Raw genomic sequence first — 24,792 nt, 5'->3', positions numbered from 1 at the left:
CCCGGCCTCACCCCGCCCGACAGCAATTGCGCCCCGCCGCCTTGGCCTGGTACAAGGCGGCGTCCGCGCGCTGCAGCAAGACCTCCACTTCCAGGCCCGGCTGCGCGCAGACATGGCCTATGCTCAGGGTCAAGGGCACCGGATGCTGCTGCCATTGCAGATTGGCGGCGGCGAGCCGCTGCCGGGCCTGTTCCGCCAAGGCGGCGGCCTTGGCCTGATCGGCGTCCGGGGCCAGCAGCAGAAACTCTTCCCCGCCCCAGCGCGAACAAAGCAAATCCGGAAACGCCTCGCTCAGCAAGCGCGCCGCTTCCACCAGCACATAGTCGCCGCCGTCATGGCCGAAATGGTCGTTCACCAGCTTGAAATGGTCGATATCGCACAACAAGACCGCGAACGGCCGGCGCGTCTGCAGCCATTGCAGCCAGGCGGCCTCCATTTGACGCACCGCCTCGCGGCGGTTGATCAAACCGGTGAGAAAATCCGTGCGCGACAACCTGACGTTCTCGTCCATCGCGCACTTGAGGTCGTCCACGTCGCGGAAGGTGACGATGTGCCAGTTGGGCAGCAGATCGGCATGCAGTTGCGCGGTGACGATGAACCAGCGCAGGCGGCCGTCGGCGCAGCACACCCTCACCGTCATCTCCGCCAGGTTGCGGCCCAGCGCCAGGCTGTCCTTCACCGCCTGCAGCCAGCTTTGCTCCACCTCCAAGCGGTAGGCCGGATCGGGATAAGCCAGACGGAACCAGGCCTCCATGTCCGGCATCTGCTCCAGCGTGTAGCCTATCTGCTGCAGGAAAGCGCGGTTCAGATAGCGATGCACGCGCCGGCCGGGCTGGTCCAGCTTGGCGTCGGATTCCGAGATCAGGATGGGAATGGGCACGAAATCCAGGCTGCGCGACAGCACTTCCTTGCCGACATCCACCGCCTCGTCGCCAATCTTGAAAGTCATCCGCGCGCTCCCGTCCCTGCCCTTGGGTCAGCTCACTCCTGCGGCAACAGGCAATCCTGGGCCAGCAGTTTGACGAACTCGTCCGCCGGCAGCGGCCGGGCGATCAAGTAGCCTTGCACGTATTCGCAGCCTTCGCGTTGCAGGAAGTGCCATTGCTCTATCGTTTCCACCCCTTCCGCCACCACCTTCATATTCAGGTTCTTGGCCATATTGATGATGGCGCGGGCAATGGCGGTGTCGTCGGCGTCGTGCGGGATGTCGCGCACGAAGGAACGGTCGATCTTCAGCTTGTCCGCCTTGAAGCGCTTCAGATAGGACAGGCTGGAATAGCCGGTGCCGAAGTCGTCGATGGACAGCTTCAGCCCCATATTCTTCATATTGTCGATGGCCTGTATGGTGGCCATCGCGTCTTCCATCACCACGCTCTCGGTCACCTCGATGTCCAGCGCGTGACCGGGCAGGCCGTTGGTGGCCAGCGCCGAGGTGATCTGATCCGCCAGATCGGACTGGCGGAACTGCAAGGCGGACAGATTGATGGCCAGAGTCAGTTCCGGCAGGCCCTGGCTGCGCCAGGCGGCCAGCTGGCGCGTGGCCTCGCCTATCACCCAGTTGCCGATCTGCACGATGAAGCCGCGCTCCTCCGCCACCTCGATGAAACGCACCGGCCCCAGCACGCCCAGCGACGGATGGTTCCAGCGGATCAGCGCCTCGGCGCCTATGATGCGGCCGCTGGCCATTTCCACTTGCGGCTGATAATGCAGCACGAACTCCTCGCGCTCCAGCGCGAAACGCAGCTGGCTTTCAATCGCCAGGATTTCGCGGGCGCGGGCGTTGAGGTCGGCGGTGTAGAACTTGTAGCTGTTGCGGCCCGAGGACTTGGCGTGGTACATCGCCGCGTCGGCGTTGCGCACCAGAGTCTCGTAGTCGCGGCCGTCGTCCGGGTAGACGCTGATGCCGATGGACGGCGTGATGGTGATCACATGATTGTGCAACTCTATCGACGCGGTGAAGGCGTCGCGGATGCGCTCCGCCGCCATCGCCGCCTCGCCCGGATCGGAAATCACCGGCAGCAGCACGATGAACTCGTCGCCGCCTTGGCGCGCCAGCATCTCTCCCGGCCCCAGCACGCCCTTGATCCGGTCCGCCGCCACCTGCAGCAGGGTGTCGCCGGCGGTGTGGCCCAGCGATTCGTTGACGGTCTTGAAGCGGTCCAGGTCCAGCAGCAACAAGGCCAGCCGCTCGTTGTCGCGGCCGGCGTTGTGAATAGCCAGCTCCACCCGGTCCTGCATGTGCACGCGGTTGGGCAAGCTGGTCAGCACATCGAAATGGGCAAGGAACTGGATGCGCTCGTCGGCCGCCTTACGCTCGGTCAGATCGCTGAAGATGGCCACGTAATGGGTGATTTCGCCCAGGCTGTTGCGCACCGCGTTGATCGCCAGCCATTCCGGGAACACCTCGCCGTTCTTGCGGCGGTTCCACAATTCACCCTGCCAGGAGCCGTGGTCGGCGATGGACTGCCACATCTGTTCGTAGAAGGGCTGGTCGTGGCGGCCGGAGGACAGCACGCTGGTCTTCTGGCCCAGCACCTCGTGCTGGGTGTAGCCGGTGATCTCGGTGAAAGCGCGGTTGACGCTGCGGATGCGTTTGTCCGCGTCGGTGATCATGATGCCTTCCACGGTGTTCTCGAACACCTTGGCGGCCAGTTGCACCCTCTCCTCCGCCGCGCGTTTCTCGGAGATGTCGCGCACCATGCGCCATACCGCATTGATGCGGCCGAAGGCGTCGCGCATCGCCACGGTCTTGACGCTGACCGGCACCGGATTGCCGAAACGGTTGATATAGGTGGCCTCGAACTCGTCGCAGTAGCCGAAGCGCAATACCTTGTTGTCCAGATTGAAGCGCTCCAGCGCCTCGCTCTCCGGCCCCACCAGCGTCCAGAAATTCTGCAGCTTGAGCTGATCCAGGCTGTAGCACATCAGGTTGAGGAAGGCGGGGTTGGCGTCTATCACCTGGCCGTCCAGCGAACTGATCACAATGCCGTCGAGGTTGGACCAGAACAGTTCGCGGTATTTGTTCTCGGAGCGGCGCAGCGCGTCCTCCACCTCGCGGCGGCGGGAAATGTCCGCTTCCAGCGCCAGCGTCTTGGCGCGCAACTCGTCCAGCAAGCGCTTGAGTTCGGCGCGGGTCCATTCCAGGTGTTTGCCCAGATGGCCGATCTCGTCGCGGCGCTGCCATTCGAACGGCCGGTCCAGCTTGAGTTCGGCCAGCAAGCGCGCCTGTTCGGTCAGGGCCTTCATCGGGCTGAGGAAGCGCGAGTGCAGAATGCTCATGATCAGCAGAATGGACAACACCAGCTGCGCCGCCAGAATCATCAGAATATTCTTGATCTGGTTGTTGAGCGCGATGGCGAGGTGTTCATTGTCGAATTCCAGCGTCACCTGGCCGATTTCCTCGCCGCGGTAGATCACCGGTTTTTCCACGAAGGAGACACTGCCGATGCGGCGCTCCGCGCGCACCGAAGACAGAAAGATTTGATTGGACTGGGTGTCGGTGACGCGGATGGAAACCACCCTCGCGTCTTCCATCACCGAAGCGATCAACGGGTTGCCGGCCTGGCGGCTCAGATTCCACAAAGGCTCCTGCATACCCAGAGCGACGATGTCCAGCAGGCGTTTTTGATCGGTTTCCAACTGGGCGGTCAACGCGTCCCGTTGAATATTGAAACTCAGATAACTGATGATGGACGCAGGAATCAGCAAGCCCAGCACCACGGCGATGAGAAAGACAGCCCTGAGGGAAAGGCCGGTACTGGCTGTGGATTTATCGTCAGCGTGGTGTGCCATGTTTGCGTTTATTATCGCTCGCCATTAGCCGCAGGCAATTGAGCCCATGCGTCAGTTGTTCATATTTTCAAAAGTATACACCGGATAATCGCGGCAAAATGCTGGAATATTCACTAGTCATCGCCTTGTCAAGCCCGGATCCGGCAAGCCTTGCGCCGGCCTGCTTCGCCGCCGCTTCCCGCGCTCCGTCATTGCCTTGCATTTGGCCTCGGCCTACAATCCACGTCACTTCAAAATCGCGCCAGGATTGCCCCATGTCCCAGTCCCGTTATGACAAAATTATCACCGCCCGCTGGATCATTACCGTCGAGGAAGACGGCGAAATCCTGGAAAACCACGCCATTGCTCTGAAGGATGGCAGGATTGCCGCGATTATTCCAGCCGACCAAGCCGGCGCGCTGGAAGCGGATCAACGCGTGGAATTGCCCAACCACGTGCTGATGCCGGGCCTGATCAATCTGCACGGCCACTCCGCGATGACGCTCTTGCGCGGCCTCGCCGACGACAAGGCGCTGATGGACTGGCTGACCAATCATATCTGGCCGGCCGAGGGCAAACACGTGCGCGACGATTTCGTGTTCGACGGCGCGCTGCTGGCGATGGGGGAGATGATCCGCGGCGGCACCACCACCATCAACGACATGTATTTCTATCACGGCGCGATGGCCCGCGCCGGCCTGGCCTCCGGCATGCGCACTTTTGTCGGCTGTTCCATCCTGGAGTTCCCCACCAATTACGCCAGCAACGCCGACGACTACATCAGCAAGTCCCTGGCCGAGCGCCGCCAGTTCCTGGGCGAAGAACTGATCACCTTCACCCTGGCGCCGCACGCGCCCTACACGGTGTCAGACGACACCTTCGCCAAGGTTGTGACGCTGGCGGAACAGGAAGACATGCTGATCCACTGCCATATCCACGAAACCGCGGACGAGGTCAGCAACAGCGTCAAGGAGCGGCACCAGCGCCCGCTGGCCCGCCTGCAACAGCTGGGCCTGCTGTCGCCGCGCTTGATCGCCGCCCACATGGTGCATCTGAACGACGAGGAAATCGAACTGGCGGCCAAGCACGGCGTGTCGGTGGCGCACAATCCCTCGTCCAATATGAAGCTGGCTTCCGGCATCGCCCCCATTCCCAAGATGTTGCAGGCCGGCATCGCGGTGGGCATAGGCACCGACGGCGCCGCCTCCAACAACAAACTGGACATGCTGGCGGAAACCCGGCTGGCGGCGCTGCTGGCCAAAGTGGGCACGCTGGACCCCACCTCGGTGCCCGCCGCCGCCGCCATCCGCATGGCTACGCTCAACGGCGCACGCGCGCTGGGCATCGCCGACAAAGTCGGCTCGATCAAGACCGGCAAGCAAGCCGACCTGATCGCCATCGACCTGTCCGCCATCGAAACCGCGCCGGCCTTCGATCCGATCTCCCACGTGGTCTACGCGGCCGGCCGCGAACAAGTCAGCCATGTCTGGGTCAAAGGTCAGGCCCTATTGGAACAACGCCAACTCAAAACTCTGGACGAAGCCGCGCTCAAGGCGCGCGCGGAAGATTGGCGTCATCGCATTCTGGCGAAATAATCATGATTAATGTAGACGAAACCGAAATCGACAAATTCAGCCAGCTGGCGCACAAGTGGTGGGACATGAGCGGCGAATTCAAGCCGCTGCATGAAATCAATCCGCTGCGCCTGGACTTCATCGACGCGCGCGCGGCCATCGCCGGCAAGCAAGTGCTGGACGTGGGCTGCGGCGGCGGCATCCTGGCGGAAAGCATGGCCGCGCGCGGCGCCGGCGTCACCGGCATCGACCTGGCAAAGAAATCGCTGAAAGTGGCTCAGCTGCACAGCCTGGAGTCAGGCGTGGCGGTGGATTACCGCTGCGTGGCGGTGGAAGAACTGGCGGAGGAAGCGCCGGCCAGCTTCGACGTGGTCACCTGCATGGAAATGCTGGAACACGTGCCGGACCCGCAAAGCGTGGTGCGCAGCTGCGCCAGCCTGGTCAAACCCGGCGGCTGGGTGTTTTTCTCCACGCTCAACCGCAACGCCAAATCCTATCTGCTGGCGGTGATCGGCGCCGAATACGTGCTGAACATGCTGCCGCGCGGCACCCATGAATACGCGCGCTTCCTCAAGCCTTCGGAATTGTCGCGCATGGCCCGCAACGCCGGTCTGGAGCTGGATGTCGTCCGCGGCATGAGTTACAACCCGCTGACGCGCATCTACGCGCTGGGCGACGACACCGCCGTCAATTATCTGATGGCCTGCCGTCGTCCCGAATAAGCGGCAAGAAAAAAGGCCTTCGCCATGGGCGAAGGCCTGAATCACACTCCCGGTTCCACACCGGACACAACCCGCTAAAGTTCGCAAACGCCACGCCGGCTTCGACGCCCTTGCGGGACGGCCCGCTTGCGGCGGCGTTCGGCTTGCGCCGCTCGTCGCCTGCGAGGCTGCTGTTCCCGCTTGGGCCGGCCGCCAGCCGGGTCCGCAAGACGGCGGAAATGCCTCTCCGTCGCCTCTCGCCTATTTTGATAGCCCCTCTCGTGTCAGCCATTTCAAACAAGCGTTTTAATCGTATGATTGATATGATGAATGCGCAAGTAAAACCTTCGCAACGCTTGTCTAGTGCGGCAAGTTGACAACAGTCAACGCCAAAACCGCTGATAATGTTTTGATAACAACAATCTGTCGGACAAACTACTGCCAGACAAACGTTGCAGTTTGATTGCCGGCGCATATCAAACATAGGAAAATAATAATATTCTATTCCGGAGAGCAAGATGACGTTCAAAGCGAACGACTCACTGACCGAACAAATTGCCCAATACCTGGGCAAACAAATCATACAAGGCACGATGCAAGCCGGAGAGCGCATCCAGGAATTGCGCATTGCGTCGGAACTGGAAGTCAGCCGCGGGTCCGTACGCGAAGCTTTATTGATTTTGCAACGCCGCCATCTGGTGGAGATTTTCCCGCGGCGCGGCGCGGTGGTGTCCAGCATCACCGGTCAGGATGTGCGCCATTTCTTCGAACTGTGGTTCCTGCTGCTGGATCAAGCGGTCTGTAACCTCGCCACCTCCTGGCAAAACGACGACCTGGCCCACTTCTTCGAAGTCACCACCCAGTTGGCCGAATGCAACCGCAAAGACGATTTGCACGGCTTTTACGACCACGGCGTCGATTTTCTCGACACCCTGTACCGCTACGCCGGCAACCGCTACCTGGAACACACGCTGAAGGACTTGCTGCCGCTGACTCAGCGCTGCCTGTTCGCCATTCTGCGCGCCGGCAAGAGCCAGATGGACCAGACCCAGCTCTTCCTGGAAAACCTGCTCAAGACCATCATCGCCCGCGACACCGCCAGATTGCGCCAGATGGTGGCCGAGTTCGGCCAGCAATACAGCCAACTGGCGCAAAGCGCCGCCGAATCGCTAGCCGGACGCCATTGAGGCCCACCGCCCGGCTAAAGCCCGGGCGGCGTCCAGCACCAGCTCCTTCCCCGCATCCCTGCGCTTGCCGGCGCGCCAGGCCATGGTGACCTCCCACTGCCAGGCCGGCAGGTCGGCAATGCTCAGCCGTCGCAAAACCCCGTCGGCCAGATCGGACTGAATCGACAGCTCCGGCATGAAACACAGAAAACCGTGACGCAAGGCCAACTCCCTGGCCGCCGACGCCGGCTGGATCGCATGGATGGGCTGGGCCACGGTGCGCGCCAGCCGCAGCCGGCGTATCAACTCATCGCACTCCACGCCCCAGTACTGGGGCGCGATCCGGTAGGACGCCACCTCCTCCAGACTCAGCGGCTGCTCCCGCTCCGCCAACGGATGCCCGGCCGTCGCCACCGCCACGATGGGAGAGCGCCACAGCGTTTCCATCTGAATGCCCGCCATCGCCGGACACCGCAACACAAAGCCGACCTGCACCAGGCCGGACAACAGGTTCTGCATGATCAGCGGCGAGTGATCGGTGTCGCAGCGGATTTCCAGCGGCGCCTCGGCCAGGTCCAGCAATAAAGGGCCGAAAACCGCCGAAGTCAGCGACGGCAGACAAGACAGCCGCAGGCAGGGCAAGGCCGGCGTGCCCTGCAGGATCTCCCTCCCCTGCTCCAAGGCCGACACCGCCTGCTGCGCCGATGGCAAAAAGGCCAGGCAGGCCGCTGTGGGTTCCGCGCCACGACGGTGGCGATGAAACAGGCAAGTCCCCAGCTCCTGCTCCAGCAATTGCACTCGCTGACTGACCTGGGGCTGCGACCAGCCGCGCTTGGCAGCGGCTTGGCTGAAACTGCCCAGCTCGGCGATATCCAGCAATAGGCGCAAATCGGAGAGCGCGATAGACATAAGAAAATCCAATATTAACTATTACGGATTAGTCAGTTTCAGAATATCAGGAGCCTTCATAGAATGACATGAAAATAAGGAGATTTCATGGCGCTGCTAAAGCGGGCCCGGACCTTGGGCAAAGGCTTCATCCTGCTGGACAACCTGATCGTGGTATTTGGTTTCTTCATGGTCTTTCCGCTGATCAGCCTGCATTTCGTCGATCAACTGGGCTGGACCGCGGCCGCGGTGGGCTTTGGGCTGGGTTTGCGCCAGTTCACCCAGCAAGGACTGGGCTTGTTCGGCGGCTCCCTGGCCGACCGTTTCGGCGCCAAACCGCTGATCGTGGCCGGCATGCTGCTGCGAGCCGCCGGCTTTGCCGCCATGGCGCTGGCGAACGCGCCGTGGCAGCTCTGGCTGTCCTGCCTGCTCTCCGGCCTGGGCGGCACGCTGTTCGATCCGCCGCGCTCCGCGCTGGTGGCCAAATTGACGCGGCCGCGCGAACGCAACCGCTTCTATTCGCTGCTGATGATGCAGGACAGCGCCGGCGCGGTGGGCGGCGCCTTGTTCGGCTCCTGGCTGCTGCAATTCGACTTCCACTGGGTATGTCTGGGCGGCGCCGTCGCGTTTTTGGCGGCGGCGGCGGCAAACGCCTGCCTGCTGCCGAACTACCGCGTCGCCGCCCGGCGGGCGCCCGCGCTGGCCTCCATCCGCATCGTGCTGAACGATCATCGTTTCCTGAAACTGGTGCTCACGCTCAGCGGTTATTACCTGCTCAGCGTGCAGATCATGCTGTTGCTGCCCATCGCCATCAAGCAATTGACCGGCACCGCCCAGGCCGTGGGCTGGATGTACGGCCTGGAAACCGCCTTGTCGCTGAGCCTGCTCTATCCTTTGGCGCGGCTGGGCGAACGCCATTTCCGCCTGGAAACCCGGGTACTGGCCGGCATCGCGTTGATGAGCCTCAGCCTGGCCTGCATGGCCGTGGCGCGGCAGCCGCTGACCGCCTTCCTCATCCTGGCCGCCTTCTTTCTCGGCACCCTCATCACCGAACCGGCGCGGGAAACCCTGGTGGCCAGCCTGGCCCGTCCGGAAGCCAGAGCCAGCTATATGGGCGCCAGCCGGCTGGGCCTGGCCCTGGGCGGCGGCGGCGGCTTTCTCGCCGGCGGCTGGCTCTACGACTTTGCCCAAAGCCGGCATCAAGCCGGCCTGCCCTGGCTGCTGCTGGCCGCCGCGGGCGCGCTCACCTTCATCGCGCTGGCGCGCCAGTTTGGTCCCGCCGCGCCGCGGACGCTCAAACAAGCGGCCTGACAACAACAAAAGCCCGCCGGATGGCGGGCTTTTCATCAATCAGCTGGGCTGTTTGCCTTGCGACAAACAGACAGTAAAACCGGTGTTACGCGTTCTGAATATTGGACGCTTGCTTGCCCTTCGGACCGGACACCACTTCAAAGCTTACACGTTGCCCTTCTTTCAGGGTTTTGAAGCCTTGCATGTTGATGGCCGAGAAGTGAGCGAACAAATCCTCGCCGCCTTCATCCGGAGTAATGAAGCCAAAGCCTTTAGCGTCATTGAACCACTTAACGGTACCTAATGCCATTCTTACTTCCTTGCAAAAAAAGGCTGGTGAAGCCGACCAACTTAGAGCTTAATAAGAGTTGTCTGGCTTGCCTAGCGCAAAAAAATGCCAAACAGTTAAGCCAAGCACCAGCTGCATTTCTACGCAACCCGCCGCTCATCGTCAAGTCGTAGAGGAAAAGTGCCAGTCCCCTTGAAAAAAACTCTCGGGGAACCCAAATTGAAGTAAGACGCAGATTCCACGAAAGCCGACATGTCTACGCAGTTCAAGGACGATGCCATACAAGAGGCGTCCCGGGTTAGGGAAAACCCACCCCCGATGTATAAGGTCTTGTTATTGAACGATGATTTTACCCCGATGGATTTTGTGATCCAGGTCCTCCAGCAGTTCTTCTACATGAACCGCGAAAAGGCCACTCACATCATGCTGCAAGTCCACACGCAAGGTCACGGCGTGTGTGGCGTTTATACCAAAGACGTGGCTGCAACAAAGGTCGAGCAGGTGTTGCAATATGCGAAAGCGCACCAGCATCCGCTCCAGTGCGTTATGGAGGAAAACTGATGATTGCCCAGGAGCTTGAAGTAAGCCTGCACATGGCGTTCATGGACGCAAGGCGCAAGCGCCACGAGTTCATCAGCGTGGAGCATCTGTTACTCGCGATGACCGACAACCCGTCGGCCGCCGAAGTACTGCGCGCATGTGGAGCCAACATCGACCAGCTGAAAAAACAGCTGGGCGATTTCATCGATGAGCACACCCCCACCGTGCCCGGGGAGGCGGAGGTGGAAACTCAACCCACTCTCGGCTTCCAGCGCGTGATACAGCGCGCGATCCTGCACGTGCAGTCTTCCGGCAAAAAAGAGGTGACCGGGGCTAACATCCTGGTGGCCATCTTCGGCGAGAAGGACTCCCACGCGGTGTACTATCTGCACCAGCAAGGCATTTCGCGGCTGGACGTGGTGAATTTCATTTCTCACGGAATCACCAAGCAGCGCTCGCAGCAACAGCCGCAGGAGCCGCGCGACAGCAGCGGCGAAGCGGAGAGCGAGGAGCAGGCCACCGGTCCGGGCGGCGCGCTGGAAAACTACACGCTGAACCTCAACCAGCAGGCGCGCGACGGCAGGATAGATCCGCTGATCGGCCGCGAATCCGAGCTGGAGCGCACCGTGCAGATTCTGTGCCGTCGCCGCAAGAACAACCCCTTGCTGGTGGGCGAGGCCGGCGTGGGCAAGACCGCCATCGCCGAAGGCCTGGCGCGCCGCATCGTCAACGGCGAAGTGCCGGAGATTCTGGGCAAGTCCACCGTCTATGCGCTGGACATGGGGGCGCTGCTGGCCGGCACCAAATACCGCGGCGATTTCGAACAGCGGCTGAAGGCGGTGATCAAGCAATTGACCGAGGACAGCAACGCCATTCTGTTCATCGACGAGATTCACACGTTGATCGGCGCCGGAGCGGCCTCGGGCGGCACGCTGGACGCGTCCAACCTGCTGAAGCCGGCCTTGTCCAACGGCAGCCTGCGCTGTATCGGGGCGACCACCTACAACGAATACCGCAGCATCTTCGAGAAGGACAACGCGCTGTCGCGCCGTTTCCAGAAGATCGACGTCAACGAGCCGACGGTGGAGCAGACCGTGGAAATCCTCAAGGGGCTGAAATCCCGCTTCGAGGCCCACCACGGCGTCAAGTACACCCAGTCCGCGCTGTCCACCGCGGCGGAGCTGTCGGCGCGCTTCATCAACGACCGTCATCTGCCGGACAAGGCCATCGACGTGATCGACGAGGCCGGCGCCGCGCAGAAGATTCTGCCCAAGTCCAAGCAGAAGAAGGTCATCAACAAGACCGAGATCGAGGACATCGTCGCCAAGATCGCGCGCATTCCGCCCAAGACCGTGTCGTCCGACGACAAGAACGTGCTGAAGAACCTGGAGCGCGATCTGAAAAACGTGGTCTTTGGTCAGGAAAAAGCCATCGAAGGGCTGGCCAGCGCCATCAAGATGACGCGTTCCGGCCTGGGCAATCCGCAAAAGCCGATCGGTTCCTTCCTGTTCTCCGGTCCCACCGGCGTCGGCAAGACCGAAGTGGCGCGGCAACTGGCCTATATTCTGGGCGTGGAGCTGATCCGCTTCGACATGTCCGAGTACATGGAGCGCCACGCGGTGTCTCGGCTGATCGGCGCGCCTCCGGGCTATGTCGGCTTCGAACAGGGCGGCCAGCTGACCGAGGCGGTCAACAAGCATCCGTACGCGGTGGTCTTGCTGGATGAGATCGAAAAAGCGCATCCGGACATCTACAACGTGCTGTTGCAGGTGATGGACCACGGCACCCTGACCGACAACAACGGCCGCAAGGCGGACTTCCGCAACGTGGTGATCATCATGACCACCAACGCGGGCGCGGAGTCCCTGTCCAAGCCGACGCTGGGCTTCACCCAGACCAAGGCGGCCGGCGACGAGATGGGCGACATCAAGAAACAGTTCAGTCCGGAATTCCGCAACCGCCTGGACGCCATCATCCCGTTCAAGATGCTGGACGAGCAGATCATCCTGCAAGTGGTGGACAAGTTCCTGATGCAGCTGGAGCAGCAGTTGGCGGAGAAGCGGGTGGACATCCACTTCACCGACGAGCTGCGGCGCTACCTGGCGAAGAACGGCTTCGATCCGCTGATGGGCGCCCGCCCGATGGCGCGTCTGATCCAGGACACGCTGCGCAAGGCGCTGGCCGACGAGTTGCTGTTCGGCCGTCTGGTCACCGGCGGCGAAGTCACCGTCACCGTGGTGGACGACAAGGTGGAGCTGCAGTTCGACCACCAGGCCTTAGCGCCCGAACCGGCCTGATCTTGATACGGCAATACGCAACGCCCGCTGACGCGGGCGTTTTTCTTTTCATCTCAACCGCGAGGATGATGTTTGGCGTGCAGCTGTTTCAAGCGCTCGCGCGCCACATGGGTATAGATCTGCGTGGTGGAAATGTCAGAATGCCCCAGCAGCAGCTGCACCACGCGCAAATCCGCGCCGTGGTTGACCAGATGGGTAGCGAAGGCATGACGCAACACGTGCGGGCTCACCGCCGGCAAGCCCTGGCGCTTGGCGTACTGCGAGATCAGATGCCAGGCCATCTGTCGCGTCATGCCCGCCTTGCGCTGGGTCACGAACACCGTGTCGCAGACCGCGCCCGCCAGCAAAAGCGGCCTCGCCTCGGCCAGATAACGCTGCAGCCACTCCTGGGCCAGCTCGCCCAAGGGCACCAGTCTCTCCTTATTGCCCTTGCCCATGGTCTTGACCAGGCCGTCCAGCAAATTCACTTGTTGCAGGGTCAAGCCCACCAGCTCCGACACGCGCAAGCCGCTGGCGTAAAGCAGCTCCAGCATCGCGCGGTCGCGCAGGCCCAGCGGCGTGCCCACGTCCGGCGCTTCCAGCAAGGCTTCCACATGCCGCTCGGACAGGGATTTGGGCAAGCGCGGCCCCTGTTTGGGCGCGCGCAAGCGTGCGCAAGGGTCGTCGCCGCGCAAACCCGCCTGCGCCAGATATTGATAAAAGCGCTTCATCGCCGACACCATCCGCGCCCGGGTCGCCGGCTTTTCTCGGTCCACGCCCAGCAAGAGCGCCTGCTCCAGGTGCTCAGAAGCGGCCTCCGTCAGGCTAACGCCCTCGTCTCCCAGTCTCGCGGCCAGCTTGCCCAGATCGCGCCGATACGCGGCTAGGGTGTTCTTGGACAGGCCGTCGCTCAACCATAACTGGTCCAGAAACGCGTCGATGACCTCCTCGGCCGCCTTCATTGCTTCGCTGCTCGCATCCATTATTGTCGTCGTCCGCCGATATGCGCGTCAGGCCGCCGCCCGCGCGAAACATCCATACTGAATAATCCTCAGTCTTTGTCCGCCTCGCGGGCAAAACATTCCCCTGCTCTCCTTGAAGGCGAGCCCGGGCCTCGTGCAATGACCTCGACTCGCGCCTCAACAGACGCAAAGCGGCGCCTTGCGCGCGTCCCTCCGCTCAACAACCGAACTCATGCGCCAGCAGCCACTGCTTGATGTCCACGGTTTCCCGGCCCAAGGAGCGATTGAAGCCGCCCAGGCTGTTGCGGGCCACCACACGGTGGCAAGGCACGATGATGGGCACCGGATTGCGCCCGCAGGCATTGCCCACCGCCCGCGCCGACGAGCCCAGCGCCGTGGCGATATCCTGATAGCGCGCCATCTGCCCGCAGGGAATCCGTTCTATCTCGCGCCAGACGCGCTGCTGGTGCTCGCTGCCCCGCAAACGATAAGGCAGGCTGAAGCCAAAGCGCGGATCGACGAAATAAGCGCGCAGCTGTTCCGCCACCTCCTGCTCCAGACTGCGCGGTTCCGGCGGCCTGAGGGCTTGCCGCTCAGCCAGGAATTCCAGATTCACCAGCGCGCCGTCGAGACATACCATGCCCAGCTGCCCGAACGGCGCGTCGATCACCGCGCTGTATTCCATGTGTCCGCCTCCGGATAATAAAAAAGCGCAAGGCATCGCCTTGCGCTTTGAACTGTCATCAAGCCTAAGCCTGACTCGACAAGGCTTAGCCTTGCTTGCGAGCCGGCAGTTTTTCCTTGATGCGTGCGGATTTGCCGGTACGGCCGCGCAGGTAGTACAGCTTGGCGCGACGCACGTCACCACGGCGCTTCACTTCAACGGAAGCCACCAGCGGGGAGTAGGTTTGGAAAGTACGCTCTACGCCTTCGCCGGCGGACATCTTGCGCACGGTGAAAGCGCTGTTCAGGCCAGCGTTTTTCTTGGCGATAACCACGCCTTCGTAAGCCTGCAGACGTTCGCGGTTGCCTTCCTTAACCTTCACCTGAACGACGATGGTGTCGCCCGGGGCGAATTCCGGCAGGGTTTTGCCCAGGCGGGCGATTTCTTCTTGCTCGAGTTTCTGGATCAGATCCATGATTCACTCCTGGTTTTTCTGGAGATCTTGTTCCTGCTGGTACTCCGCCAGCAGCCGAGATTCCTGTTTTGTCAAAATACGGCCTTGCAGCAAATCCGGGCGACGTTGCATCGTCCTGCCCAGAGCCTGTTTCAGCCGCCATTTAGCGATCAGCGCATGATTACCGGACAACAGCACGTCCGGCACCCGCATGCCCTGATAGTCTTCGGGTCGGGTATAGTGCGGACAATCAAGAAGCCCGTCCACAAATGAATCTTCGTAAGCCGACTGCGCGTCGTTCAGAACGCCGGGCAGCAAACGCACCACCGCGTCCATCAGCACCATGGCCGGCAGCTCGCCGCCGGACAGCACGTAGTCGCCGATGGAAATCTCCTCGTCGACCTCGCGCTGGATCAACCTCTCGTCCACGCCCTCGTAGCGGCCGCACAGCAGGATCAGGCCCGCTCTTTGCGACAGCTCCGCCGCCTTCGCATGCGTCAGCGGACGGCCTTGCGGCGAAAGATAAATCACATGGCTGCGCTCGGCTCCGGCTTGCGCCTGCCTCGCCCTGGCCGCCGCGATGGACTGCGCCAGGGGCTCGATCTGCATCACCATGCCGGGGCCGCCGCCATAAGGCCGGTCGTCTACCCGGCGGTAGTTGTCATGCGTGAAATCGCGAGGATTCCAGGCCTGAAAACCCCAAATGCCTAAATCAAGCGCCCGCTGGCTAACGCCAAAGCGGGCGATGGAATCGAACATCTCCGGAAACAGCGTTACCGCGTCGATCTGCATCAGTAGTCCAGACCCCAGTCCACCTGGATCTTGCCTGCGGCAAGCTGAACTTCCAGCACATACTGATCCACGAAGGGAATCATGCGCTGGCCGTCCGCGCCTTGCACCACCAACACATCGTGCGCGCCGGTTTCCATCAATTCGCTGACTTTGCCCAGCACTTCGCCTTGCTGATTGACGACTTCCAGACCGATCAGATCGGTCCAGTAGTATTCGCCTTCCTCGGCGGCCGGCAACTCTTCGCGCGGCACGGCGATCTGCATGCCGCGCAGGGCTTCGGCCGCGTCGCGGTCTTCCACGCCTTCCAGCTTGGCGGCAAGCGCCTTGGGCTGGAGAGCGCCGTTTTCAAATGTGTACGGCTTCCAGTCGTTCTCCTTGCCCAGCCACCAGACCGGGTAGTCGAACAGACCGTCAGCGTATTCGGTGTCGGCCTGGACTTTCACCCAGCCCTTGACACCAAAGGCGCCACGCACAAACCCCATCACTACGAGATCTTCGTTGCGCATGCGCCTAGTCCGTCAGTTGATGTGTCAACGAACGCTTAGGCAGCGGCCTTCTGCTCTTTCAGCAGCTTGGCAACGGCGTCGGAAACTTGAGCGCCAACGCCAACCCAGTGGTTCAGGCGGTCCATGGTGAAACGAACGCGCTCTTGCTTCTCGTTGGCAACCGGGTTGTAGAAGCCAACGCGCTCGATGAAGCGACCGTCACGACGGTTACGGGAATCGGTCACCACGATGTTGTAGAACGGACGGTTCTTGGCGCCGCCACGTGCCAGACGAATCACTACCATTGTCGATTGTCCTTGAATAAAAACGGTATGAGAAAAGCCCACGATTTTAGGTCAGTTTTCCCTTATCTTGCAAGCGCTTAATGCAAGACGCCTGTCAAGCCCGCCGTTACAAGCTCTTGGACACCATGGTCAGGGCCCGGTCTTCCGGGTGCGGCTCCACGGAAAAGCCCAGCTTGTGCATCAGTTTCAACATGCCCTTATTGCCGGCCAACACCTCGCCGCGCATCACTTTCAGGCCCTGCTCCCGCGCCGCGTCGAACAAGGCGCTCATCAGAAGATAGCCTATGCCCTTGCCTTGCCAGCGGTCGGCCACCTCCAGCGCAAACTCGCAGCCCTCGTTGTCCGGATCGGTGATGAAACGCGCCACCGCCAGCATTTCCTCGCCGTCTTTTTGTTCGCGCGTCATCGCCAGCGCCATCTCGCGGTCGTAATCCAGCTGGGTGAAACGCACCAACATGCTTTGCGACAATTGCTTGATGCTGGACAGGTAGCGGTTGTAGCGGCTCTCCTCGGACAGATTGCGTACGAACTCCTGTTGCATATCCGCATCTTCCGGACGCACCGGCCGCACCATCACATTGGTGCCGTCCTTCAATTTGGCGCACACCACCATATGGCTGGGATAAGGCATGATGGCCATATGGGCGTAGCGCTTCAAATCCGGCCGCCGCGGCCGGACGATGATGCGGGCGTCCAGCGCGATCACGCCCTGCTCGTCGGCCACCAACGGATTGATGTCCATCTCGCGCAGCTCGGGCAGCTCGCACACCATTTCCGACACATGCAGCAGCACATCCTCCAGCTCGTCCTGATCCACCGCCGGCAGGTTCTTGAACGCGCCCAGCAATTGGCCGATGCGGGTATGCCGGATCATGCTGGCCACCAGATAGCCGTTGAGCGGCGGCAGGGATAGCGCGCGGTCGTGCATCACCTCCACCGCGATGCCCCCGGCGCCGAAAGTGATCACCGGCCCGAAGGCTTCGTCGTGGGTAACGCCCACCATCACTTCGCGGGCGAAGCGGCGCTTGCGCATGGGCTGCACCGACACCCCGTCGATGCGCGCCTCCGGCCGCGCCTGGCGCGTGCGGCCGATGATGGCGTCGAACGCTTCGCGCAGCGTCGCCTCATTGCTGATGTTCAGCTCCACGCCGCCAACGTCCGACTTATAAATAATGTCCGGCGAATCGATCTTCAGCACCACCGGATAGCCGATCTTATCGGCCTGCTTGACCGCCTCGTTGGCGGTGCGCGCCAGCCGGGTGGGATTGACCGGAATCTGGAAGGCGGCCAGCACTTCCTTGGATTCGCGCTCGGACAGAATGTCGCGGCCGTCCTTCAACGCCGAGGCGATCACCTTGCGCGCCTTGGCCACGTCCGGGTCGGCGCGCTTGCCCTCCAGCGGCCCCGGCGTCTGCAACAGCAACTGCTGGTTGCGCTGATAAGCCGCCAGATTGCGGAACACTTCGATGCCGTACTCCGGCGCGCGGAAGTGAGCGCACTTGGCTTTGGAAAACAGTTCGCGGCTTTCCGACACCTTGGCGTCGCCCAGCCAGGACAGGAACAACGGCTTGGCGGATTCGCGCTGCAAGCCGATCATCAACTGCGCCGTGGTCAGGTGGTCGGTGCCGGCCTGCGGGGTGAACACCACCATCACGCCATCCACATTGGGGTCGTCCAGACAGGCCTTCACCGCGGTGCGAAAACGCGAGGGACTGGCGTCGCCTATGATGTCCAGCGGGTTGCCATGCGACCAATTGCGCGGCAAGACCCCATTGAGCAGTTCCACGGTGGAATCAGACAGCTTGGCCAGCTCCACCCGGTTGGAATAGGCGCTGTCGGCGGCCAGCACGCCGGGGCCGATGCCGTTGGTGACGATGGCCAGCCGCTTGCCGCCCACCCGGTAGTTGGCCGCCAGCACCTTGGCCGCCGTGAACAGCTGGGCGATGGTGTCGACCCGCAGCACGCCGGCGCGCGCCAGCGCGGCGTCGAACACATCGCCGCTCTCCACCAGATTGCTGGAATGCGTGACCCCGGTCACCGCGTCCTCATAGCGGCCGGACTTGATCACCACCACCGGCTTGGTGCGCGCCGCGGCGCGCAGCGCCGACATGAAGCGGCGCGCGTCGTGAATGTGGTGGACATGCAACAGAATGCCCTGGGTGAAGTTGTCCGCCACCAGGTAATCCAGAATTTCGCCGAAGCCGACGTCCAACGCGTTGCCCACAGAAATCACGCTGGAAAAACCGATGCCCTTGCTGTCCGCCCAATCCAGCATCGCCGTGCACAGCGCCGACGACTGCGACACCAGCGCCAGATTACCCGGCCTCACCTTGCTGGTGTAGTTGCTGGCGTTGAAGCCGGCCACCGGCCGCATCAGGCCCAGCACGTTCGGCCCCAGGATGCGGATGCCGAAATGGCGGCTGATGGACAGCGTCTCGTTGATGATCTCCCGCTCCAGCTGCTCGCTGTCGGCAAACTCCTTGGCCAGCAACACCGCCTTGATGCCCTTCTTGCCGCAGTCCTTCATGATCGCAGGCAGGGTGCGGGTGGCGGTCACCACCACCGCCAGATCCACGGGCTCACTGATCTGACGCACCGAAGCCACCGCGGGCACCCCGGCCACCACCTTGTGGTTGAGGTTGACCGGAAACAGCTTGCCCTGGAAGTTGCCCGCCAGCAGATTGGCGAACACCGCCTGCCCGATCGAGCCCGGCGTGTCGCTGGCGCCGATCACGGCGACGCTGCGCGGCGAAAACAACGGTGTCAGGTAATGCGGCCTCATTGATGCTTATCCTCGGAAATAATGGTAACCGGCACGGTTTTCCCCGCCGGCGGCGGCAACGGCCACTCCGGCTGCAAAGTCACATGGTCGATGCCGTACTCGCGCGACAGCATGCGCTGGCAGGCCGCCAGAATGCGCGGCCAATCCTGCGGCGCGGCCACCTGCAAATGCGCGGACAAGGCCACGCGGTCCGCGGCCATGGTCCAAACGTGCAGATCGTGCACCGATCTCACCCCGGCGATGCCGCCCAGGGCGCGGCCGATGCGGTTAAAATCCAGCTCCGCCGGCACCTCCTCCATCAACACCGCCAGCGACTTGCGCAGCAGCCGCCAGGTAGACGACAGAATCAGACAGGCCACCAGCATGGACAAGATCGGATCCGCCGGCGTCCAGCCGGTCCAGTACACGATGGCCCCGGAAGCGATCGCCGCCAGCGAGCCCAGCAAATCCCCCATCACGTGCAGCAGCGCCGCCTTGCTGTTAAGGCTGTGCGCGCCGCGGCTCAGAATCCACACGGCCAGCACATTGACCAGCAGGCCGGCCACGGCGATGCCCATCACCCCCAGACCGTTGACCGCGTGCGGCTCCAGCAAGCGCCGCACCGCCTCCACCGCGATGAAGACGATGACGCCGAACATGAACAAGCTGTTCAGAAACGCGCCTATCACCTCCGCGCGGCCATGGCCAAAAGAATGCGACTCGTCCGCCGGGCGGCGGCCGATATGCGCCACCCACAAGGCCAGCAACAGCGAAATGGAATCGGTCAGCATATGGCCGGCATCCGACAACAAGGCCAGCGATCCCGTCGCCCAGCCGCCCACCGCCTCCACGCAGGCGAAGCCTATCGTCAGCAGCGCCACCCAGCGCAAGGCGCGCATGCTGGCGGCGCGCGCCGCCGCGCCCGTCACCCCGCCGTGGGGATGGCGATGCGGATGATTGTAATCGTGCTCGTCGTCATGCTCACCGCCCGCCGAGCCATCATCATGCAGACTGAACCTTGACGTCATCTTGACCTCCGGCAAGCCGAATCCATCGCGCCCCGCTTCGCCGCAAGGGCCTAACAAGAATGGACTGGCGCGGACACTACAATATTGTTAATCTTTGCTGTTTAGCAATAGCTCTTTACTGCACCGCACAAAGTCGCCACGCGCCCCTTGCTCCAACAAGGCCGGATGGCGGCGGGAGTCGATCCATCATGACGAAACGCGTCGTCACGCTTGCCCATTACTATACCCAGCCTGAAATCCAGAAAATGGCCGACAAGGTTGGCGACAGCCTGGAACTTTCTTTGTACGCCAAGGAAGCCAATGCCGACATCATCGTTTTTGCCGGCGTGCGCTTCATGGCGGAAACCGCGAAAATCCTCAATCCCCAGGCGGAAGTGATTCTGCCCGACGCCGGTTCCACCTGTTCGCTGGTGACACAGACCGACGTCGCCGCGCTGGCCAAATGGCGCAAGCAGCACCCGGACCACGTGCACGTTTCCTATATCAACTCCAGCGCCGAGCACAAAGCGCTGTCCGACTGGATCGTCACCAGCCGCAATGTGGACGACATCATTGCCCACCTGTACGCCGAAGGCAAAAAAGTGATCTTCTCGCCGGACCGCAATATGGGCGGCTACCTCAACTATCAGTACGGCTACGACATGCCGCTGTGGTCGGCGGTGTGCGAGGTGCACGACAAATTCAACGAAGCGGCGCTGGACGAGGCCTTCGCGGTCGCCGGCGCGGAGAAATACCTGATCGCCCATCCGGAAAGCCCGCTGCCGGTGCTGAAGAAGGCCGATTACGTCGGCTCCACCTCCGGCATGCTCAACTGGGTCAAGCAATTCTCCGGCAGCCCGGACGCGGTGATCTTCGTCGCCACCGAAGACGGCATCCTCTACAACATGGGACTGGCCCGTCCGGATCTGGACCTGCGTCAGGCGCCGATCTACGCCGGCTGCCAATGCAACTCCTGTCCGTACATGAAGATGAACACCATAGAAGCGGTCAAGCGCGCCCAGCAGGGCGTGGGCTTGCGCATCGACTACCTCAGCCGGGAACAGATGGACGCAGCGCGGTTGCCGATCGAGCGCATGCTGGAATTCAGCCAGCGTTACTACGCCTGAGCCGCTTTCCCCAACCCGCCCACCGGCGGGTTTTGTTTGTCCGTCTTCCACGCCGGACTTTTCCGCGTCATCGTTGGAGCGATACAATCAGCCGGGCCACCTTTGCCGGCAAGAACAATAGAAAGACAGCATGAAGTTTCTCATCAGCAACGACGACGGTTATTTCGCTCCGGGACTGGCCATGCTGGCGCAAACCCTGTCCCGCCACGGCGAAGTCGTCGTTGTCGCGCCGGAGCGGGACCGCAGCGGCGCCAGCAACTCCCTGACCCTGGATCGCCCCTTGACCGTGCGCAAGGCCGCCAACGGCTTTCACTACGTCAACGGCACCCCCACCGACTGCGTGCACCTCGCGGTGACCGGCATGCTGGACTTCAAGCCGGACATGGTGTTCAGCGGCATCAACCACGGCCCCAATATGGGCGACGACACCCTGTACTCCGGCACCGTGGCCGCCGCCACCGAAGGCTTCATGCTGGGCATTCCCTCCATCGCGGTGTCGCTGGCCGGCTATAGCGGCCAGCACTTCGCCAGCGCCGGCCTGGTCGTCGATCAACTGGTGGAACGCTGCAAGCGCAACCCCTTCCGCGAGCCGGTGCTGCTCAACGTCAACGTGCCCGACATCGCTCCGGAAGCGCTGGGCCAATTGACCGTCACCCGCCTGGGCCGCCGCCACTGCGCGCAGCCGGTGATCAAGTCTCAGAATCCTCGCGGCGAGACGATATACTGGGTAGGACCGGTCGGCAATGTGCAGGACGCCGGCGCGGGCACGGACTTCGGCGCGCTGGCCAACAACGATATTTCAGTGACGCCGCTAATGCTGGATTTAACCGCCTATGGCCAACTAGACGGAATCAAAACATGGCTACACCACAGCTGACGCCGGGCCAGCCGGCCTACGGCATGCTTTCCGACCGCACCCGACGCCGCATGGTCGAGCGCCTGCGCCAGAACGGCGTGGCCGACGAACGCGTGCTGACCGCGATGTCGGACGTGCCGCGTCACCTGTTTGTAGACCAGGCGCTGGCCACCCGCGCCTACGACGACGTGTCGCTGCCCATAGGTCACGGCCAGACCATCTCCCAGCCTTTCACCGTGGCGCGGATGACGGAAATCCTGTTGAATGGCAAGAAACCGGGCAAAGTATTGGAGATAGGCACCGGCTGCGGCTATCAGACCGCGGTGCTGCTGAAGACCGGCGCCGAGGTCTACTCCATTGAACGCTTGGGCGTCATTCTTGACAAAGCCAGACGCAATTTGCGCGCCGCCAAGCTGGTACACGCCCGCCTGGTCCACGGCGACGGCCATTTCGGCCTGGCCGAGGCCGCGCCCTTCGACGGCATCATCATGACCGCCGCCGCGCGCAACATCCCCCAGGCCCTGGTCGAACAACTCAACGACGGCGGCCGCATGATCATGCCGATAGGCGAAGAGGAACAGTACTTGTGGCTGATAGAGAAAACCGCGCAAGGCCTGCAGAAAAGCCGGCTGGACCCGGTGAAATTCGTACCCTTGCTTGCCGGACGCAGTTAAAACTGCAAAAACACAACAGTTTCTTTGTCCGACAATTTATCAAATCACTTAAACAGACTATAAAAAACAAAAGTATGCTAAAAATGCATTGCAGCTATGCATATATATTCACGGCTTCGATCGGCATCGCCCTGAGCGGATGCAGCAGCATCGCCCAGCAACCGGCCCCCGTGGAAAGCGCAACGCCGGCCGTCGCGCGCAGCGCGCCGCCTTCGGCGCCCGTCGCGACAGGCGGCAACAGTGCGGCGGTGACGACGCCGTACCAGGATAACGGAGGAGTGTCCGCCGCGCCGATAGGCTCCGCCTCGGCGGCGGGCGCAACAACAAAAGAAAAGACCCATGTGGTTCAGCCGGGGGAAAACCTGTTCCGCATCTCTCTGAACAACGGCCTGAAATACAAGGACGTCGCGGCCTGGAACAACCTGCCGGACAACAACATCAAAGTAGGACAAGTACTGCGCTTGACCCCGCCCGGCGGCGATGCCCCTCCGGCGGCCAACGCCGGCCAGCCGACGGCCGGCGCCGCGCCGGTTCAGCCCAGCGCGCCGGTGGAAAGCGCAACTGTCCAAGCAGGCGGTGTCAAGGCCTACCCCAAAGCCCTGAAACTGCCATACAGCGCAGAAGCAGCAAAAACCCTGTCCGCCCAGAGCGAGGGAGGACCGGGCAACAACAAGAACGCTCAAGCCCCGATCAGCGCCGCCGGCTCGCCGGCGACGGCAAGCGCTCCGGCCAAGACCGAAGCGCCGGCGGCAACGCCGTCCAGCAAGCCCGAGGCCAGCAAGCCCGTGGCGAAAACGGACGAAGACGCGGTGCCGTGGCTGTGGCCGACCGAAGGCAAGATGATCCGGGGATATTCCGATAGCAGCAAGGGCATAGACATCAGCGGCCGCAGCGGCCAGCCGGTGTTGGCGGCGGGAGACGGCAAAGTGGTGTACAGCGGCACCGGCCTGCGTGGCTACGGCAAGCTGATCATCATCAAGCACAATAAATCCTTCCTGTCGGCCTACGCCCACAATAGCCAGTTGCTCGTAAAGGAGGGCCAGTCTGTCAAGCGAGGGCAGAAGATTGCCGAAATGGGCAATTCCGACGCCGACCAAGTGAAACTGCACTTTGAAATCCGCCGCCTCGGCAAGCCGGTGGATCCGATGCAGTACCTTGACCATAAGTCCTGACGGGCGGCCGGGGCCCCCGTCCAGGATCAGAAAGAGACGGGGGTAGAACATGAGTAGCGAACTCGACATTCTCGAAGAGCAAGAAATTCTCGACGAGGAAAGCAATGAGGAAGCCGTTGCCGAAGTGGAGGCAGAGGAAGTCGGCGAAGCGCAGCCGGTATACGAAGAAGTTGCCGACGTCACCCAAATCTACCTCAACGATATCGGCAACAACGCCCTGTTGACGCCGCAGGAAGAACTGGCTCTGGCCCGCCGCGTGGTGGCCGGAGAGTTCGAAGCGCGGCAGAAGATGATCGAACACAATCTGCGGCTGGTGGTGAACATCGCCAAGCATTACATCAACCGCGGCCTGGCGCTGTTGGATCTGATCGAGGAAGGCAATATCGGTCTGATGCACGCGCTGGAGAAGTTCGACCCCGAGCGCGGCTTCCGCTTCTCCACCTATGCCACCTGGTGGATACGCCAGAGCATAGAGCGCGCCATCATGAACCAATCTCGCACCATCCGCCTGCCGGTGCACGTGATCAAGGAGCTCAACGTTTATCTGCGCGCTTCGCGCCACCTGGAAAGCCAGATCGGCCGCGAGCCGACGCTGGACGAAATCGCCCACTTGGTGGGCAAGCCGGTGGACGATGTGCGCAAGGTGATGAACCTCAACGAGCGCATGGCCTCGCTGGACGCGCCGCTGGACATCGATCCGATGCTGTCTATCGGCGAGTCCATCCCGGACGAGCAGCACGACGAGCCGGAAATCCAGTTGCACAACAGCCAGCTGGAGCACTTCGTCCATGAATGGCTGGGCCAGTTGAACGAGAAGCAGAAACTGGTGATCGAACGCCGTTACGGTCTGAACGGCTACGAGATCTGCACGCTGGAGGAATTGGCCGCCGCGCTGAGCCTGACCCGCGAACGCGTGCGCCAGATCCAGATTGAAGGCCTGGAACAGCTGCGCCGCATCCTGCGCCGCAAGGGCATCTCCAAGGACTTCCTGCTGTAGCGCGCGCCAGCGTCGACCGCAGCCAGCAGCCCCCGGCTCCC

Annotated in this window: 23 protein-coding genes; 11 read left to right on the top strand and 12 right to left on the bottom strand. The window is 62.2% G+C overall.

What is annotated here, in order from left to right:
* Positions 1 to 7: 7 nt before the first annotated feature.
* Positions 8 to 949, bottom strand: coding sequence for a GGDEF domain-containing protein (locus tag JC616_RS04480; RefSeq protein WP_227106930.1), 942 nt, complete (start codon positions 947 to 949; stop codon positions 8 to 10).
* A 32-nt stretch (positions 950 to 981) separates the two neighbouring features.
* Entirely contained in the window at positions 982 to 3,792 is a 2,811-nt protein-coding gene (locus JC616_RS04475) for a bifunctional diguanylate cyclase/phosphodiesterase (RefSeq protein ID WP_107798158.1), read from the bottom strand.
* Positions 3,793 to 4,046: 254 nt separating this feature from the next.
* Between JC616_RS04475 and JC616_RS04470 the strand changes: the two genes are divergently transcribed.
* The 3 genes from JC616_RS04470 to JC616_RS04460 all read left to right on the top strand — a co-directional run bounded on the left by JC616_RS04470 (position 4,047) and on the right by JC616_RS04460 (position 7,233).
* Positions 4,047 to 5,366, top strand: a complete 1,320-nt coding sequence (locus JC616_RS04470) for a TRZ/ATZ family hydrolase (protein WP_107798157.1) — start codon at positions 4,047 to 4,049, stop codon at positions 5,364 to 5,366.
* Between the two features lie 2 nt (positions 5,367 to 5,368).
* The gene (gene ubiG, locus JC616_RS04465) at positions 5,369 to 6,067 is read left to right on the top strand and encodes a bifunctional 2-polyprenyl-6-hydroxyphenol methylase/3-demethylubiquinol 3-O-methyltransferase UbiG (RefSeq protein WP_107798156.1); all 699 of its coding nucleotides are present in this window, start codon (positions 5,369 to 5,371) and stop codon (positions 6,065 to 6,067) included.
* Between the two features lie 497 nt (positions 6,068 to 6,564).
* Positions 6,565 to 7,233: a GntR family transcriptional regulator gene (locus tag JC616_RS04460; protein ID WP_107798155.1), complete on the top strand. Its 669-nt coding sequence runs from the start codon at positions 6,565 to 6,567 to the stop codon at positions 7,231 to 7,233.
* Here the strand turns inward: JC616_RS04460 and JC616_RS04455 are convergent.
* Complete coding sequence (locus JC616_RS04455) at positions 7,216 to 8,121, bottom strand: LysR family transcriptional regulator (protein WP_227106928.1); 906 nt, start codon at positions 8,119 to 8,121, stop codon at positions 7,216 to 7,218. The genes JC616_RS04460 and JC616_RS04455 overlap by 18 nt on opposite strands.
* Positions 8,122 to 8,208: 87 nt before the next feature.
* On the opposite strand from JC616_RS04455, the gene mdtH reads away from it, so the two are divergent.
* Positions 8,209 to 9,411, top strand: a complete 1,203-nt coding sequence (mdtH, locus tag JC616_RS04450; RefSeq protein ID WP_227106926.1) for a multidrug efflux MFS transporter MdtH — start codon at positions 8,209 to 8,211, stop codon at positions 9,409 to 9,411.
* Positions 9,412 to 9,496: 85 nt separating this feature from the next.
* Here the strand turns inward: mdtH and JC616_RS04445 are convergent, their stop codons facing one another.
* Positions 9,497 to 9,700 (bottom strand): cold-shock protein, encoded by a 204-nt coding sequence (locus JC616_RS04445; protein ID WP_019101271.1) that lies wholly within the window; start codon positions 9,698 to 9,700, stop codon positions 9,497 to 9,499.
* Between the two features lie 231 nt (positions 9,701 to 9,931).
* Here JC616_RS04445 and clpS point away from each other — a divergent pair, with 231 nt between their 5' ends.
* Positions 9,932 to 10,240: an ATP-dependent Clp protease adapter ClpS gene (clpS, locus tag JC616_RS04440; RefSeq protein WP_019101854.1), complete on the top strand. Its 309-nt coding sequence runs from the start codon at positions 9,932 to 9,934 to the stop codon at positions 10,238 to 10,240.
* Entirely contained in the window at positions 10,240 to 12,516 is a 2,277-nt protein-coding gene (clpA, locus tag JC616_RS04435; RefSeq protein WP_227106924.1) for an ATP-dependent Clp protease ATP-binding subunit ClpA, read from the top strand. The genes clpS and clpA overlap by 1 nt, the downstream gene beginning before the upstream one ends.
* Positions 12,517 to 12,569: 53 nt before the next feature.
* Here the strand turns inward: clpA and xerD are convergent, their stop codons facing one another.
* The 8 genes from xerD to JC616_RS04395 form a co-directional block, all read right to left on the bottom strand.
* Positions 12,570 to 13,478: a site-specific tyrosine recombinase XerD gene (gene xerD, locus JC616_RS04430; protein ID WP_404990261.1), complete on the bottom strand. Its 909-nt coding sequence runs from the start codon at positions 13,476 to 13,478 to the stop codon at positions 12,570 to 12,572.
* Between the two features lie 196 nt (positions 13,479 to 13,674).
* Entirely contained in the window at positions 13,675 to 14,142 is a 468-nt protein-coding gene (locus JC616_RS04425) for a methylated-DNA--[protein]-cysteine S-methyltransferase (RefSeq protein ID WP_107798150.1), read from the bottom strand.
* 85 nt (positions 14,143 to 14,227) lie between these two features.
* Positions 14,228 to 14,596 (bottom strand): 50S ribosomal protein L19, encoded by a 369-nt coding sequence (gene rplS, locus JC616_RS04420; RefSeq protein WP_019102875.1) that lies wholly within the window; start codon positions 14,594 to 14,596, stop codon positions 14,228 to 14,230.
* A gap of 3 nt (positions 14,597 to 14,599) precedes the next feature.
* Entirely contained in the window at positions 14,600 to 15,367 is a 768-nt protein-coding gene (gene trmD / locus JC616_RS04415; protein WP_048415670.1) for a tRNA (guanosine(37)-N1)-methyltransferase TrmD, read from the bottom strand.
* Positions 15,367 to 15,873, bottom strand: coding sequence for a ribosome maturation factor RimM (gene rimM, locus JC616_RS04410; protein WP_227106922.1), 507 nt, complete (start codon positions 15,871 to 15,873; stop codon positions 15,367 to 15,369). Before rimM ends, trmD begins: the two co-directional genes overlap by 1 nt.
* A 35-nt stretch (positions 15,874 to 15,908) precedes the next feature.
* Entirely contained in the window at positions 15,909 to 16,157 is a 249-nt protein-coding gene (rpsP, locus tag JC616_RS04405) for a 30S ribosomal protein S16 (RefSeq protein ID WP_019102878.1), read from the bottom strand.
* 106 nt (positions 16,158 to 16,263) lie between these two features.
* Positions 16,264 to 18,939, bottom strand: coding sequence for a bifunctional acetate--CoA ligase family protein/GNAT family N-acetyltransferase (locus JC616_RS04400; RefSeq protein ID WP_107798148.1), 2,676 nt, complete (start codon positions 18,937 to 18,939; stop codon positions 16,264 to 16,266).
* Positions 18,936 to 19,946, bottom strand: coding sequence for a cation diffusion facilitator family transporter (locus tag JC616_RS04395; protein ID WP_227106919.1), 1,011 nt, complete (start codon positions 19,944 to 19,946; stop codon positions 18,936 to 18,938). Before JC616_RS04395 ends, JC616_RS04400 begins: the two co-directional genes overlap by 4 nt.
* A 188-nt stretch (positions 19,947 to 20,134) precedes the next feature.
* Between JC616_RS04395 and nadA the strand changes: the two genes are divergently transcribed.
* From nadA to rpoS, 5 genes are all read left to right on the top strand, one after another.
* Positions 20,135 to 21,052, top strand: a complete 918-nt coding sequence (gene nadA, locus JC616_RS04390) for a quinolinate synthase NadA (protein WP_107798147.1) — start codon at positions 20,135 to 20,137, stop codon at positions 21,050 to 21,052.
* A 130-nt stretch (positions 21,053 to 21,182) separates the two neighbouring features.
* Positions 21,183 to 21,929, top strand: coding sequence for a 5'/3'-nucleotidase SurE (gene surE, locus JC616_RS04385; protein WP_048415674.1), 747 nt, complete (start codon positions 21,183 to 21,185; stop codon positions 21,927 to 21,929).
* A complete protein-coding gene (locus JC616_RS04380) occupies positions 21,911 to 22,582 on the top strand; it encodes a protein-L-isoaspartate(D-aspartate) O-methyltransferase (RefSeq protein WP_019102883.1) in 672 nt (223 codons plus the stop codon). Before surE ends, JC616_RS04380 begins: the two co-directional genes overlap by 19 nt.
* Complete coding sequence (locus tag JC616_RS04375) at positions 22,495 to 23,754, top strand: peptidoglycan DD-metalloendopeptidase family protein (protein ID WP_227106917.1); 1,260 nt, start codon at positions 22,495 to 22,497, stop codon at positions 23,752 to 23,754. The genes JC616_RS04380 and JC616_RS04375 overlap by 88 nt, the downstream gene beginning before the upstream one ends.
* A gap of 49 nt (positions 23,755 to 23,803) precedes the next feature.
* Complete coding sequence (gene rpoS, locus JC616_RS04370; protein ID WP_019102885.1) at positions 23,804 to 24,751, top strand: RNA polymerase sigma factor RpoS; 948 nt, start codon at positions 23,804 to 23,806, stop codon at positions 24,749 to 24,751.
* Positions 24,752 to 24,792 lie beyond the last annotated feature (41 nt).

Source organism: Chromobacterium rhizoryzae, assembly GCF_020544465.1.
Classification (GTDB): Bacteria; Pseudomonadota; Gammaproteobacteria; order Burkholderiales; family Chromobacteriaceae; genus Chromobacterium.
This window is presented reverse-complemented; position numbering and strand designations above follow the sequence as displayed.

What these genes read in the sequence shown, in the direction of transcription:
- JC616_RS04480 (WP_227106930.1), bottom strand. Translation starts at nt 949, where the DNA reads ATGACTTTCAAGATTGGCGACGAGGCGGTGGATGTCGGCAAGGAAGTG.
- JC616_RS04475 (WP_107798158.1), bottom strand. Translation starts at nt 3,792, where the DNA reads ATGGCACACCACGCTGACGATAAATCCACAGCCAGTACCGGCCTTTCC.
- JC616_RS04470 (WP_107798157.1), top strand. Translation starts at nt 4,047, where the DNA reads ATGTCCCAGTCCCGTTATGACAAAATTATCACCGCCCGCTGGATCATT.
- ubiG (WP_107798156.1), top strand. Translation starts at nt 5,369, where the DNA reads ATGATTAATGTAGACGAAACCGAAATCGACAAATTCAGCCAGCTGGCG.
- JC616_RS04460 (WP_107798155.1), top strand. Translation starts at nt 6,565, where the DNA reads ATGACGTTCAAAGCGAACGACTCACTGACCGAACAAATTGCCCAATAC.
- JC616_RS04455 (WP_227106928.1), bottom strand. Translation starts at nt 8,121, where the DNA reads ATGTCTATCGCGCTCTCCGATTTGCGCCTATTGCTGGATATCGCCGAG.
- mdtH (WP_227106926.1), top strand. Translation starts at nt 8,209, where the DNA reads ATGGCGCTGCTAAAGCGGGCCCGGACCTTGGGCAAAGGCTTCATCCTG.
- JC616_RS04445 (WP_019101271.1), bottom strand. Translation starts at nt 9,700, where the DNA reads ATGGCATTAGGTACCGTTAAGTGGTTCAATGACGCTAAAGGCTTTGGC.
- clpS (WP_019101854.1), top strand. Translation starts at nt 9,932, where the DNA reads ATGTCTACGCAGTTCAAGGACGATGCCATACAAGAGGCGTCCCGGGTT.
- clpA (WP_227106924.1), top strand. Translation starts at nt 10,240, where the DNA reads ATGATTGCCCAGGAGCTTGAAGTAAGCCTGCACATGGCGTTCATGGAC.
- xerD (WP_404990261.1), bottom strand. Translation starts at nt 13,478, where the DNA reads ATGGATGCGAGCAGCGAAGCAATGAAGGCGGCCGAGGAGGTCATCGAC.
- JC616_RS04425 (WP_107798150.1), bottom strand. Translation starts at nt 14,142, where the DNA reads ATGGAATACAGCGCGGTGATCGACGCGCCGTTCGGGCAGCTGGGCATG.
- rplS (WP_019102875.1), bottom strand. Translation starts at nt 14,596, where the DNA reads ATGGATCTGATCCAGAAACTCGAGCAAGAAGAAATCGCCCGCCTGGGC.
- trmD (WP_048415670.1), bottom strand. Translation starts at nt 15,367, where the DNA reads ATGCAGATCGACGCGGTAACGCTGTTTCCGGAGATGTTCGATTCCATC.
- rimM (WP_227106922.1), bottom strand. Translation starts at nt 15,873, where the DNA reads ATGCGCAACGAAGATCTCGTAGTGATGGGGTTTGTGCGTGGCGCCTTT.
- rpsP (WP_019102878.1), bottom strand. Translation starts at nt 16,157, where the DNA reads ATGGTAGTGATTCGTCTGGCACGTGGCGGCGCCAAGAACCGTCCGTTC.
- JC616_RS04400 (WP_107798148.1), bottom strand. Translation starts at nt 18,939, where the DNA reads ATGAGGCCGCATTACCTGACACCGTTGTTTTCGCCGCGCAGCGTCGCC.
- JC616_RS04395 (WP_227106919.1), bottom strand. Translation starts at nt 19,946, where the DNA reads ATGACGTCAAGGTTCAGTCTGCATGATGATGGCTCGGCGGGCGGTGAG.
- nadA (WP_107798147.1), top strand. Translation starts at nt 20,135, where the DNA reads ATGACGAAACGCGTCGTCACGCTTGCCCATTACTATACCCAGCCTGAA.
- surE (WP_048415674.1), top strand. Translation starts at nt 21,183, where the DNA reads ATGAAGTTTCTCATCAGCAACGACGACGGTTATTTCGCTCCGGGACTG.
- JC616_RS04380 (WP_019102883.1), top strand. Translation starts at nt 21,911, where the DNA reads ATGGCTACACCACAGCTGACGCCGGGCCAGCCGGCCTACGGCATGCTT.
- rpoS (WP_019102885.1), top strand. Translation starts at nt 23,804, where the DNA reads ATGAGTAGCGAACTCGACATTCTCGAAGAGCAAGAAATTCTCGACGAG.